Origin of the sequence: Lysobacter silvisoli (genome assembly GCF_003382365.1) — a bacterium.
GTDB classification, from domain to species: domain Bacteria; phylum Pseudomonadota; class Gammaproteobacteria; order Xanthomonadales; family Xanthomonadaceae; genus Lysobacter; species Lysobacter silvisoli.
On sequence record NZ_QTSU01000001.1, the window covers coordinates 695,578 to 707,870 of the forward strand.

Below are 12,293 nucleotides of genomic sequence, written 5' to 3' on the forward strand. Positions count from 1 at the left end.
CCGGATCGCGCGGGGCGCTGGCGGGAGCGACCGTGCGCCGCGGGCGCGGCTGTTACGGCCGCTGGAACGAAAAGACGGATGAGGGCTATGCCTGTTGGATGTTCGTGAAGAACCGCGCCCGGCAATCCGACGCCGCGTTAACCGCCAGGGCATCAAGGTCGGCTACAGCAGGATCGCAGGAAACAGGCGCGCTCAACGCCACAGGAGCATCCGATGCCGCTGAAGGTGATGGCCCAATTGGCGTTCGATGGCGACTGCCGGCAGGCATTCGAGTGGTATGCCGAGGTCTTCGACGGCGAGATCGCGGTAATGAACTCGTTGGGCGGCACGCCTGGCGTTCCGCTGCCGCCGGGTTCCAAGTCGGCGGCGCCGGAATACATCCGCTATGCCGAAGTCCGGCTCGGCGACAGTGTCTTGCTGGGCAACGACGTGCCGGCCGACGAGTTCCGCCCGATGCAAGGTTTCAACGTCGCCCTGCATGCCCGCAGCGTGACCGAGGCCACGCGCCTCTTCGAGGCTCTGGCCGAGGGCGGTCGGGTCCAGGCGCCGCTGACGCGCATGCCGTGGGCGCCGCGCTTCGGTCAGCTGGTCGACCGCTACGGCACGCCTTGGCTGATCCTGGCCTTGGACGAGTAGGGCGCGGTGGCGCGGGCGTTGTCCTTACGTCGTGCTTACCGGAGTTTCACAGCACGCTGCTCGGCTGGCGCTTCAAATGCCTGCGTTGGATTCGCTACCGGGAGCACGCCATGAAGCGCCACCGCTTCGCCGCCGCCTTGACCTTGCTGCTGCCCCTCTCAGCCGCCGCCGCGGTCATCACCGTCAGCGGCCAAGGCCAGAGCTACGACCCCGGCATCGCCTTGCAAGATGCGCGTGCCGACGCGGTCAGCCAATGCGCCGCGCAAGGCGGTACCCCGCTGGAGGAGATCTACAACCACGTCACCCGCGCCAACCTGTGGCTGGCCAGTTCGATCTGGCGCTGCGAAGTGCCGTGAGCTAGGCGCGGCTAGCGCTTGCTGGCCAGCACGCCGTCCAGCGCCAGTTCGGCCTTGAAGCCGGCCTTCTCCAGGCGCTTGGCGACCTCGCGCGGCACATCGCGGCCGCTGGTGAGTTTGTTGGGGCTGCCGGTGTAGTGGAACAGGCGGCCGCCGCGGCGCAGCACGCGCGCCAGGTGATCGTAGAACACCTGCGAGTACAGCTCGCCGGCGATGCCGAAGCGCGGCGGGTCGTGCAGCAGGGCGTCGAAGCTGGCGTCGTCCAGATGCGCGATGGCCTGGGAAACGTCGCCATGGGTCAGCTGCAGGCGGCCGCCGCTGGCGGGTGCGTCGGGGTCCGGCGACCAGGGGTTGAGCGTGCGCAGCCACAGCACGCTTTCGTTCTTTTCGAACGACTGGATGCGGGCCGCGCCGGCGTCCAGGCAGCAGGCGGCGAAATAGCCCAGGCCGCCGCAGGTGTCGAGCACCGCCTTGTTGCGCGGTTCGATCAACGCGACCTTGCGCCGCGCATCGTCCAGGGGCGAGGCCTTGGAGGTGGGCAGCATCTTGATGCCGTCGATCTCGAAGGTGGGCACGCCCCAGTCGGTGGGCACCAGCTTGATCAGCGAGCCGGCGTAGCGGGAGATCGGCGCGTAGTCCTCGCCGTCCCAGTAGTAGAGAGTGCGGTCCTTGAGCTCCGGTGGATAGGGGTAAGCCAGATCGCGGTACTGCCAAGTCTGTGCGTGCAGCGGGACTTCGCCTTGTGTGCGGCCCAAGTCCATGGACCCGCTCCAATGAGCGGCGCCGGCCTGGCGTGCGGCATGCAGGGCCAGGGCCAGCGGGCGGGTGAGCAGGGGACCTGTGTAGTGGGGCACGGCGGAAGACGGGGATAGGGGCCGTCAGGATAAGGGCTGGGCGTACCGCATGCAGCGCCGGGCGCTACCTGTCAGGTAATCGCAGAACGCTGGAGCGGATCGCATTGTGGTCGCCAGCCTAAGGCAGGGGTGTTCACGATGAATTACGCATTCGCACGGTTGTGGGTCCTGGGCGTGCTGACGGCCGCCAGCGGTACGGCCGCGGCCCAGGCATCGGATTACCTGCGCACGGTGTTCGAAAATCCGCACGTGCGGGTGGTCGAACTGCTGATGCCGGTGGGCGCCAGCCTGCCCGGTCATGTGCAGCCTCCCGGCGTTCGGATCAGCGCGGGCAAGGCGCGTTTCCGCCTGGTGGCGTCGGACGGCTCGGCGCAGGTGCTGGACTACGATCCGGGCCAGATCCAGTGGGTGGGCGAGCCCGAACGGCGCACATGGACCGCGGTGGCGGGCGAGGCGCATGTGTTCTTCGTCGAGGTCAAATCCGCCGCGACCGGAACGGTACCGGCCGAGCCGGCGCTGGCGGCCGACCACGCCAGCCGCATCGACCCGGAGGGACATCGCGCGGTGATCGACAACGCGCACGTGCGCGTGCTCGACGGCTTCGGTCCGGCCGGTGCGGTCAGCCCGCCGCACAGCCATCCGCCGACGGTGCTGGTGAGCCTGAGCAAGTCGCGCTTCCGCGTGACCATCGATGGCCGCACCCGCGTGTTCGATTTCGAGCCGTACCTGGTGCGCTGGAACAACCACTTCACCCACCAATGGACCTTGCTGGCCGGCGAGCCGCGCGTGGTGATGGTGGAGCTGAAGTCCGCCGACGGCGATCCGGCGTACAAACGCAGGCGGCGCTGACGCTGTTCACGGCCAGGCCGTGCCGGTTCGGCGTTGAACCGTGCGCTCGAGCGATAGGCGCTGCCTACAATAGGCGTTTGCCGCGGGCCTGCAGGCCGCGGCCTACGCCAACCCAGGAGCCGTACCGCGTGCCCAAGCTTCGCGTCATTACCCTCGCGCTGTCCTTGTCCCTGGCGCTGTGCCAGACCGCCGTGGCCAAGCCCCATGGCAGCGCCGAAGACCAGGCCGCGATCCGGCAGGTGCTGGAGCGTTTCATGAGCTCGCTCAAGCACAAGGACAAGGCCGCCTACATGAGCCTGTTCTTCTCGGACAAGCCCGAGGACATCACCTGGCAGTTCGTGTCCGAGGACACCCGCCTGGAGCACATCCGCAAGACCAAGCCCGATGCGATCAAGGCGCGGCAGATTCCGGGCAACAACTTCGTCGCCCTGATCGACGGCGCGGTGGCCGCGCCGCATCAGCAGGAGGAGCGGTTCTCCAACGTGCGCATCGACACCGACGGCGAGATCGCCTCGGTCTCGTTCGACTACGTGTTCCTGTCCAAGGGCGAAAAGCAAAACTGGGGCAAGGAGATGTGGCAGCTGGTGCGCACCGAGCAGGGCTGGAAGATCATCTCGGTGGTCTACACCATCCGCGACCGCTGGACGGCCGAAGCCGCGCGCTGAGCGCGAACGTCTCGCGGCCGCCGGGGAAGGCGGCCGCGATCGAGCCTTTGGTGCCTTATATGCCCGGCATGGGCAGGCACTCCATCACCTCGACCCCGTCGCCCGGGAAGATGGTGAAGTGCGGGTGGTTTTCGAACAGCTGGGCGGCGGCCTGGTGCGATTCGGCCTGGACCACGGTGTAGGCGGCCAGGGCGTTGCGGATGTCGGCGATGCCGTCGGGGCCGATGCGCTTGGTGGTGCCCAGCGGCGCGCCGTGGTCGACGATGGCCGCGGCATGCTCGGTGACCCACTGCTGCCAGGCCTGCATGCCGGCCTGTTCGCGGGCCTGGCGCGTGGCCGGGTCCAGCGTCTTCCAGGTATCCATGGACGCGGGCGAGCCGGTGAAAATGGCGAGGTACTGTTTCATCTGCGGTGCTCCTTCTAGCTAACGAGAGGCGTTGGGGGGAGCAGAGCCGGCCGCGCTCAGCGGTCGCCTTCTTTCTTCATGCCTTTGAGCAAGGCCACGATGGCCATGGAGTGGCCGTGGCCCAGGTCGTAGTCCTGCTTCAGCCAGGCGATGACGTCGCCGGCCTTGATCCCGGGCAGCAGGCCCTTGGCGTTGGAATAGCCTTTCTGGGCGGCCATGGCGCGGAATTGGGCGGGGGTCTTGCCGGTCTTGGTCTGGATGGAGTCGAGGTAGGCCTGGAACGACATCGGACAGCTCCTGATTCGGGGTGGCGAGCGCCCGCAGCGGGGCTCTTAACCAGGCGACGAACGCAGGCGGCCGGAATCGACACGGCCGGCAAACATTTTTTTTCGGCGCCCGTTGGGCCTCAGGCGGCCGGCGGTGGCGCGGCGTAGTGGGCGCGCATGAATTCGGTGAACGCGCGCACCGGCGGCGCGAGCTGGCGGGCGTGCGGGTAGACCGCATAGTAGTGGCGGCGCCCGGCGTGGTGGCCGGGCAGCACCCGCAGCAGCCGGCCGGCGGCCAGGTCGTCGCGCACGGTGGGGGCGGTGAAGGCGGCGATGCCCAGGCCGGCCAGGGCGGCGGCGCCGAACAGGGAAGAGATGCGCATGGAAAAGTCCTGGTGGGGGCGGGCGGCCATGGTGCTGGCCCGGGCCGGCAGGTCCCAGACGATGGGGCGAACAGCGCCTGTGCGGCCGGCGCACAGATCCGGGCGCAGCCGACGAGAGGCGAACGCCGGCGCGGTGCGGATGCTTAGCATCGCCGGCATAGCGGCAGCGGAAGCCGCGACGGTCACGGATGCGAGCCAGGCAAGGAGAACGCCATGAGCGGTAATGAGCGGGTGACGGGATGCGTCCAGGGTCGGCCCGACCTGGAGCGCCTCTGCGGACAGGCATGGGTAGCGATCGTTCTGTTGTCCGTTACGGCTCCCGCCGCCACCGAACCGGTCACCCAACCGGCGCTACCGGGGCAATGCGTCGATGCCGGCGATCCCGCCCGCGGCGGGTCGCTGACGCTGGCCGCGTGCAATGGCGCCCCGGGCCAGAACTTCCAGTTCGATCGCGACAGCGCGACGCTGCGCTTGCCGCAGACCACGCCCGTGCGCTGCCTGGACCTGGAGCAAGCGCCGCGCAACGGCGTCGCCGTGCAAACGCGCGAGTGCAACGGCAGCGCCTCGCAGCGCTGGGCGTTTCCGTTTGACGGCCGCCTGCGCCCGGTGGGCGTGGACCCGAACAAATGCCTGACCCACGGCACCCGCCCGGGCAAACCGCCCACCGGTTGGGTCGCCGATGTCGAGCTGTTGGATCCGGGCTGCGAGTTTCCGGAGGTGGGCGGCGGGGGCTTCTGCCAGCCCAGTTACGCCATCCATTTCGAGATGAGCCTGGCCAGTTGCGACGGCCGCCCCGCGCAGAACTGGCGGCTGGCGCAGGCGGGCTTCCCGTTCCCGCCCGATGGCCTGGGTTCGCGCAGGGTGCTGGTGGCCGTGAGCGACATGCATATCGACGACTGCCGCGAGGGCGGCGCCTGCGACTGGCGCGTGCATTGCGGGCTGGGCGCCGAGGCGGACGTGGAGATGGTGCACATGGCCGAGGCCAACACCGGCGGCACCCTGCGCATCGACCGCCAGCTGACCCACGAAGGCCCGCTGCCGGTCACCGTGACCTGCCACGTGCGCGAATTTGACCGCGGCATCTTCGACCCGGACGTATGGGAGGTGGTGGGCACCACTACCCGCACCTTCGCCGCCGCCGGCCCCGGCAGCATGGGCATGGACAACGACGAGGGCAAAGTCACGCTGAATTTCAAGATCGAGCCGGTGGGCGTGATCCAGCAGCCGGCCACGGTGGAAGCGCCGCCGCTGGCGCCGCTGCCGATCGATGCGTTCCAGGCGATGCGCTACTCGGGCCTGGATTTCAGCGTGCCCGAGACCGATCTGCGCCAGTGGCTGGCCAATCCGCAGTTCACGCCGTACCCGTCGATCGCCGGCGCGCTGGTGCGGCTGTTCCAGGGCAGGCGTCTGGCCCGGCCGGTGTTCCTGGACGTGGTGGTGTTCAACTACGAACAAGGCGGCGGGCCGTCGCCGCGCAAGCTGACGGACGTGGACCTGGCGCGCCTGGCCAGGGCGGTCGTGGAGGGCCACAACCACCGCTATGGCGAAAGCGTGAGCGATGTGCAGACCTTGCTGCGCTGAACCGCCGCGGCCGGGCGGGGCGGGGCCGGTGCTAACATGCCGGCCACCCTCCACGGCACAGCAGCGAGCGACGCGATGACCAGCACCGCCTTCTATCCCATCGGCACGCCGGGCCAAGCTTGGGGCGCCGCGGAAAGAGCGCAGTGGCTGGCCAGCCAGCGCCGCCAGCGCAGTTACGCCGACGACGTGCTCAGCCGCATCGACGGCCTGCGCGAGCGATTCGACGTGCAGCAGTACGGCGAACTGGACTACGCGCCCGAACGTTTTCCGCTGTACGCGATCCGCTCGCGCGGCTGGCGCGACGACCTGCCCACGGTGCTGGTCACCGGCGGCGTGCACGGCTACGAGACCAGCGGCGTGCACGGTGCGCTGCAGTTCGTCGACCGGCATGCGGCCGACTACGAAGGCCGCGTGAACCTGCTGGTGGCGCCTTGCGTGAGCCCCTGGGCCTACGAGCGCATCCACCGCTGGAACCCGGGCGCGCTGGACCCGAACCGTTCCTTCCGCGAGGGCAGCCCGGCGCCGGAATCGGCCGCGCTGATGGCGCTGGTGGCGCCGCTGCTGGGGCGTTTCCTAGTGCATATCGATCTGCACGAAACCACCGACAGCGACGAGTCCGAGTTCCGTCCGGCGCTGGCCGCGCGCGACGGCAAGCCGTTCGAGCCCGGCGAGATCCCCGACGGCTTCTACCTGGTGGACGACACCGACAATCCGCAGCCGGCGTTCCAGCAGGCGGTGATCGCGGCGGTGGAGCGGGTGACCCACATCGCCCCGGCCGACGCGCGCGGCGAGATCATCGGATCGCCCGTGGTCGCGCACGGCGTGATCCACTACCCGATGCGCAAGCTCGGCCTGTGCGCCGGCATCACCGGCGCGCGCTACACCACCACCACCGAGGTCTACCCCGACAGCCCGCGCGCCACGCCCGAGCAGTGCAACGCCGCGCAGGCCGCGGCGGTGTGCGCGGCGATCGACTTCGCGCTGGCGGTATAAGCGGCGAAAAGTAGCTGTTTTCGTAGTCCGAATCGGTCAGGGGCGTTATGCGTAGAGCTTGCTGGGTGGCGTTATTGGCCGTGGGCATGTGCACCAATGCCGGAGCGCAGGAAGCCGCGGTCGGTCACGATCACGGTGCCCTGACAGCTCGCTACGTCGCGGCCGTGCAGCAGGCGATCCTGGCCCGATGGACGCGCCCCGCGTCGGTGGTCGAAGGGCAGCGCTGCCGGCTCGAAGTCCGGCAGTTGCCGGGCGGCGCGATCCTGTCCGCGCAGGCGTCGGCCGACTGCGAGTTCGACGCCGCCGGCCGGCGTTCGATCGAAACGGCCGTGCTCAAGGCCCAGCCGTTGCCGTATGCAGGCTACGAGCCGGTGTTCAGCCGCTACCTGATCTTGAACTTCACCGCCCGCGACCCGGCGCCCTAGCGGTTCACCGCCGGCCCGTTCACGCCGACGTAGCCGTTGGCGCAGCCGGTGGTGCAGGTGGTGGCCAGCATGTTGTAGACGATGCGGCCGGCGTTGCTCTTGGAGCGGAAATGGCCGACGCCGTTGCTGGTGTCGCCGCCGCCCAGGTTGTAGGGGCTGCCGTCGCTCCAATCCCAGTCGTAGGCGTAGGCGCTGCTGCCGGTGCCGATGTCGACCTGCGCCTTGACGCTGGCCGAAGCGGCGAACAACGCGCCGCTGCTGCAGCCGCCGGCGTAGCTGGTGGTGAAGCAGTGCACCTGGTCCTGCGCGCCGGCGGTGATGGTGTAGTAGGCGATCCCGCTGTACAGCGCCGGCATCGCGCGCAGGCTGTTGCTGCCGCTGCCGGTCCAGCGGTTGTAGCCGTAGTAGGTCACCCCGCTGCTGGGGTAGAGGCCGAAGGTGTAGTAGTCGTAGGGCCAGACGTAGGCCTCGGCATTGCAAGTGGGCGCATAGGGCGACTGATAGCCGGTGCTCAGGCAGGTCTGCAGGCCGCGCAGGCCGCCGGCGATGTTGACGAAGCGGCGCACGCTGGACTGGTAGCCGTAGTAGCGCAGCATCGCCAGGCTCATCGACGAACCCAGCGAATGGGCGACGATGTCGACCTGGCTGCGGCCGGTGTAGAGCTTCACCTTGTCGATGAAGGTCTTGAGGATCTGGTACTTGGCCGGCTCGTGGTAGTTGTACTGCGGCGCGGCGCGCTCGTCGGCGTCCAGGTAGGTGATGCCGAACAGTTCGCAGTCGTTGTAGCCGCGCGCCTTGAGTTCGTCGTACACCGAGTTGGCCGGCGTGGTGTAGCCGGCCACCGGCGAGGGCGGCATGTCGAAACTGATCGCGCTGTCGCCGTTGCCGGCCACGAACACCACCGGCGTGCGCGTGGCGGTGCAGGCGCCGCCGCCGAAACCGCCGCTGCCCACGCCCGGACTGAAGCCGCCGGCGTATTGGCTGGCCGCGCCCTGGCAGGTGTAGCCGTTGTGGCTGCCGCAATCCAGGGCCCGCGCGGTGGACGGCGCCAGCAGGCCGGACAGGCCCAGCGCCAGCGCGCCGGTGGAACCCAACAACGAAACGAGCTTGTGCGTGCTGCGGAACATGAGAGCCCTCCCCAGGGTGTCAGTTCGATCACAACCAAAGCCGATGCCGGCGATGGTGGACCCGCCGCGGCGGCGCCGGTATTGCACCTATGGGCAAGGGCCGGCGCCTTCACGGCCCACGGGCTGTGACGTTGGTAGCGGGAGGGCGCGCCGCGCCCCGTCGCCACCCACACGGAGCCCGCCGCCATGCCCAAACCCGCCAAGAAAAGCGACGAAGCCTTGCTGGAGGACTATCTGCGCTCGCTGGGCCTGAAGAACCAGATCAAGATCATCAAGGCCTATGGCGTGGACTCGCTGGAGTTCCTCAAGGCGGTGTGCGCCACCGCCGCCGAGCGCAAGGCGCTGGCCCAGCAGATCCGCGGCGACACCCCGGACGGGCCGGCGCGCATCGCCGCCGGCATCATCGACAAGCTCACCGCCAAGCAGGTGCAGCACTACATCGACCGGTTGGCCGAGGAAACCGAGGAGGCCGGCGGCGCCGGCTTCGAACGCAAGAAGCAGCAACTGGCCGACGCCATCGAGGCGGTGGAGAAGCTGCGCAAGGACATGGCCGACGCGGCCGCGGCCGACCGCGAGGCGGCGGTGAAGCACGCCCAGGCCGAGCTGGACCGGGTGCTGGCCAGGGCCAATGCCAAGGATCTGCTCAAGGGCGGCGACCTGAGTTTCGCCACCATCGCCAGCGCCGGCGCGGCCCTGGAGCGCATCCAGGACGGCCTGCAGAGCAAGATCGCCGACTCGCTCAACGCCTACCTGGATCAGCGCCCGCGCACGCCCGCCGAGCTGGTGGAGGAAAACCAGCTGTTGCGCGGTTACTGCGTGACCGCCGCCGGGCTGGCGCGGGCCAGCGGGTCCAACCTGCTGGACATGGCCGGTCTGCTGGGCAAGGCCACCGCGGTGAGCACGCTGGATTTCGAGTACAGCAGCGAGGAGGCCTACAGCGAGGCTTCGCAGCAGTTCGAAACCTCGGCCAGCTCCTACGCCACCGCCAACAGCGCCAAGGGCGCGATGTTCCTGGGCACCGGCATCGGCGCGGCCAGCCTGATGGTGCAGTACGCCAACGCCTCGCAGCGGCAGAAGGACGAGGCGGAGATGCGGCGCTCGCAGAAGGCGACCAAGCTGCGCGTGCACTACCAGTGGGCGCCGCAGGCCACGCTGAGCCTGCCCAGCAACCGCTTCGCCCTCAGCGAGGACGCGCTGGACGCGCTGCGCGCGATCGAGACCGCGGCGCCGGCGGCGCGGCGCGCGGCGGCGGCCGAGTTCCTGCGCAGCTTCGGCAGCCACGTGTTCTGTTCGGTGGTGCTGGGCGGCTGGTACAAGCACGTGGCCAAGGCCAGCTGCAGTTCGGTCGAGCGCATGCGCACGCTGGACGAAGCCCTGTCCAACGCCACGAATTGGGCGGTGTCGGCCTCGGTGTCCTATGTGGGGCTCAGCGGCGCCGGTTCGTTGTCCACCGCGCATTCGGGCGGCATCAGCGGGGCGCGCGCCAGTTCCACGGCGATGTCGTGCATGGTCAAGGAGCAACAGGTGGCGGTGTCCACCAGCGTGCTCGGCGGCTTGCCGGAACTGCCCAGCGAGTTGTGGCTGGCCAGCGTCAAGGCCAACGCGCACTGGCAGGTGATCGACCGCAGCGACGAGGTGCCGGTGTGGAAGATCGTCGGCCAGCTGCAGACCAAGTCGCTGGGGTTCGAGCGCAAGACCATGGCCGAGCTGCTCGAGCAGACCTGGGTCAACGAGCTGTTCATTCCGTCCGTGGCCGCGTTGGGCGTGCGCGATGCGCTGCGCTTGAAAGCGCCGGCCACGGCCTCGGACCTGACCGCGGCGCTGCTGGCGCTGACCCAGCCGCCGTCGATGCGCCTGGCCGTGATCACCCGCCGCTACGACCACGAGCAGCAGCACTTTCGCGGCGAACTCGCGCTGCCGCCGGGCTACAAGGCCCTGGCCGGCGGCGTGGCCGGGCTGAGCCAGAAGGAGGGCAACTTCGTCGTCGCCAGCTATCCCTCGGTGACCGGCGAAGGCCGCCAGCAGCGCTGGACCTGGCATGCGCGGATGAAGGACATCAAGTTCACCTCCAAGGTCGCCCACGCCATCACCGTGGTCGCACTGCACGACCCCGACGATCTGTGGGACGTGCAGATCTTCACCAAGCAGGCCAGCGACCGGCGCAGCCGCCACGTGATCGCGCTGCAGCCGCCGGGCGACTATCTGCTGACCGGCTGCGGCGGCGAGGTCGACGTGTTCGAGAACGCCGCGCTGCAGGCCTGCGGCTTCGCCCAGCCCGACGGCCGCCCGCCCGCGGCCTACGAGCGGCAATGCCAGGTGGTGATCCGCAGCGCCGACCTGACCGCGCCCAGCCCGCATACGCTCAAGGCCTATGCGATCGGCGTGCGCGCCCGCGTGGGCACGCCGCTGCAGGCCGATTACCAGTACTACCGCTTCGGCGCGGTCAGCCACCACGACCGCACCGTCACCCATGCCCTGCATCCGGGCGGCGACGAGAGCCGGCGCAGCACCATGATCGCCGGCGGCGCCTGCCTGACCGACCAGGACATGGGCCACTGCCTGACCGGTTCGCGCCCGGTGGTGGCCAATGCCGCGGCCGGCGGCGCGGCCGGCGTCTACGCCTGGCAGGCGACCAGCAAGGACCACGAGAAGGTCCAGGCCAGCGCGATGACGGTCTACACCCTGGGCCTGTCGAACGTGGAGATCGTGTGGGAGGCGCCGCCGGCTTTGGGCTGAAGCGCCGACCCCGCGGGTCCGGTCCGCGCCACCTCGCCGCCGACGCTTGCGCCGGCGACGGGGAAGGGCAATCCTGAGCGCCTGCGCCGGCATCGCCGGCGCCGGATGGCAACGGATTCTGTCCGCGGGGGGCGGCAATGGACCGACGCAGTCTGAAGCCCGTGCGCCAGCGCCACGACGACGCGTTGACGCGCATCCCCTGGGACCGTTTCGAGGCCCTGCTGGCCGCGTATTACCGCGTGCAGGGCTACCAGGTCGAACACGTGGGCACGGGCGCCGGCGGCGCGCGCTTCGACGGCGGCATCGACCTGAAGCTGCGCCGCGACGACGCCTACGTGCTGGTGCAGTGCAAGCACTGGAACGCCAACCAGGTCACCCATAACGCGGTGCACGAGCTGCTCGGCCTGATGGTGAACGAAGGCGCCACCGGCGCGGTGCTGATCAGCAGCGGCGAGTTTACCGACGCGGCGCAGGCCGCCGCGCAGCGGCAGGGTCATGTGCAGCTGATCGACGGCGTGGGCGTGCGCGCGATGCTGGCGCCGTTGTCCGAAGCGGCGGCCCTGTTCGAACCGCAGCCCATCGCCGCCCAGAGCGGTTGGGGCGGCGACCCGGCCGCGGCGCTGGCGCTTGCACCCGCGGCGGCTTCGGCGCCCAGGCGCAGGCCGCGCGGCTCCGCACGTTCGGCCAACCTGGGCTGGTGGATCGCCACCCTGGTCGGCGTGCTGATCTTCACCCTGCTGGTGCGCGCCCTGCTGGAGCGCACCGCCTGGAGCGCGGGCGCCGCCTTGGGCGACCGCGCCGCCGCCGAACCGGCCTCTCCGGCCGATCCGGTGCCTTCGCTGGCGCCGGTGCAGTTGGAGTGGCCCAGCGATCCGCCGGCGACGGGCGCGACCGAGGCGGCGCCGGCTTCTAGCTCGCCCACCGCGGCGGAGATCCGCGAATCGCAACGCAAGGCCGACGAGGCCATGAGGGTCATCGAGGCCAGCACGCCCGAAATGCAGCAGTAGGCCACCGCA

At 69.7% G+C, this 12,293-nt stretch carries 14 protein-coding genes; 9 read left to right on the forward strand and 5 right to left on the reverse strand.

The window, feature by feature from the left end; all coding sequences use genetic code 11:
- The first annotated feature begins 213 nt into the window (after positions 1-213).
- Together DX914_RS03200 and DX914_RS03205 are read left to right on the forward strand one after the other, a co-directional pair.
- A complete protein-coding gene (locus tag DX914_RS03200) occupies positions 214-636 on the forward strand; it encodes a VOC family protein (protein WP_115857607.1) in 423 nt (140 codons plus the stop codon).
- 110 nt (positions 637-746) lie between these two features.
- A complete protein-coding gene (locus tag DX914_RS03205) occupies positions 747-992 on the forward strand; it encodes a hypothetical protein (RefSeq protein WP_115857608.1) in 246 nt (81 codons plus the stop codon).
- A gap of 11 nt (positions 993-1,003) precedes the next feature.
- Here the strand turns inward: DX914_RS03205 and DX914_RS03210 are convergent, their stop codons facing one another.
- Positions 1,004-1,846, reverse strand: coding sequence for a class I SAM-dependent methyltransferase (locus DX914_RS03210; protein WP_115857609.1), 843 nt, complete (start codon positions 1,844-1,846; stop codon positions 1,004-1,006).
- Between the two features lie 138 nt (positions 1,847-1,984).
- On the opposite strand from DX914_RS03210, the gene DX914_RS19955 reads away from it, so the two are divergent.
- Entirely contained in the window at positions 1,985-2,695 is a 711-nt protein-coding gene (locus tag DX914_RS19955; RefSeq protein ID WP_147300591.1) for a cupin domain-containing protein, read from the forward strand.
- A gap of 128 nt (positions 2,696-2,823) precedes the next feature.
- Entirely contained in the window at positions 2,824-3,360 is a 537-nt protein-coding gene (locus tag DX914_RS03215; protein ID WP_425480654.1) for a nuclear transport factor 2 family protein, read from the forward strand.
- Between the two features lie 55 nt (positions 3,361-3,415).
- Here DX914_RS03215 and DX914_RS03220 read toward each other — a convergent pair whose 3' ends face one another.
- From DX914_RS03220 to DX914_RS20675, 3 genes are all read right to left on the reverse strand, one after another.
- Positions 3,416-3,766, reverse strand: a complete 351-nt coding sequence (locus tag DX914_RS03220; protein ID WP_115857611.1) for a hypothetical protein — start codon at positions 3,764-3,766, stop codon at positions 3,416-3,418.
- Between the two features lie 56 nt (positions 3,767-3,822).
- Entirely contained in the window at positions 3,823-4,053 is a 231-nt protein-coding gene (locus tag DX914_RS03225; RefSeq protein WP_115857612.1) for a DUF4287 domain-containing protein, read from the reverse strand.
- A 119-nt stretch (positions 4,054-4,172) separates the two neighbouring features.
- Positions 4,173-4,574 carry a LysR substrate-binding domain-containing protein gene (locus DX914_RS20675; protein ID WP_115857613.1) on the reverse strand — a complete coding sequence of 134 codons (402 nt, stop codon included), beginning with the start codon at positions 4,572-4,574 and terminating at the stop codon, positions 4,173-4,175.
- Positions 4,575-4,718: 144 nt separating this feature from the next.
- Between DX914_RS20675 and DX914_RS03235 the strand changes: the two genes are divergently transcribed.
- The 3 genes from DX914_RS03235 (at position 4,719) to DX914_RS03245 (ending at position 7,414) form a co-directional block, all read left to right on the forward strand.
- Positions 4,719-5,996, forward strand: a complete 1,278-nt coding sequence (locus DX914_RS03235; RefSeq protein WP_158549179.1) for an RICIN domain-containing protein — start codon at positions 4,719-4,721, stop codon at positions 5,994-5,996.
- Positions 5,997-6,071: 75 nt separating this feature from the next.
- Complete coding sequence (locus DX914_RS03240) at positions 6,072-6,989, forward strand: M14 family metallopeptidase (protein ID WP_115857615.1); 918 nt, start codon at positions 6,072-6,074, stop codon at positions 6,987-6,989.
- 65 nt (positions 6,990-7,054) lie between these two features.
- The gene (locus DX914_RS03245) at positions 7,055-7,414 is read left to right on the forward strand and encodes a cell envelope integrity TolA family protein (protein ID WP_158549180.1); all 360 of its coding nucleotides are present in this window, start codon (positions 7,055-7,057) and stop codon (positions 7,412-7,414) included.
- Here the strand turns inward: DX914_RS03245 and phaZ7 are convergent.
- The gene (phaZ7, locus tag DX914_RS03250) at positions 7,411-8,541 is read right to left on the reverse strand and encodes an extracellular native short-chain-length polyhydroxyalkanoate depolymerase PhaZ7 (RefSeq protein ID WP_115857617.1); all 1,131 of its coding nucleotides are present in this window, start codon (positions 8,539-8,541) and stop codon (positions 7,411-7,413) included. The two genes, DX914_RS03245 and phaZ7, sit on opposite strands and share 4 nt — an antisense overlap.
- A 186-nt stretch (positions 8,542-8,727) precedes the next feature.
- Here phaZ7 and DX914_RS03255 point away from each other — a divergent pair, with 186 nt between their 5' ends.
- Both DX914_RS03255 and DX914_RS03260 read left to right on the forward strand, forming a co-directional pair.
- Positions 8,728-11,277 carry an MAC/perforin domain-containing protein gene (locus tag DX914_RS03255; RefSeq protein WP_115857618.1) on the forward strand — a complete coding sequence of 850 codons (2,550 nt, stop codon included), beginning with the start codon at positions 8,728-8,730 and terminating at the stop codon, positions 11,275-11,277.
- A 137-nt stretch (positions 11,278-11,414) separates the two neighbouring features.
- Complete coding sequence (locus tag DX914_RS03260) at positions 11,415-12,284, forward strand: restriction endonuclease (RefSeq protein ID WP_115857619.1); 870 nt, start codon at positions 11,415-11,417, stop codon at positions 12,282-12,284.
- Positions 12,285-12,293: the final 9 nt, after the last annotated feature.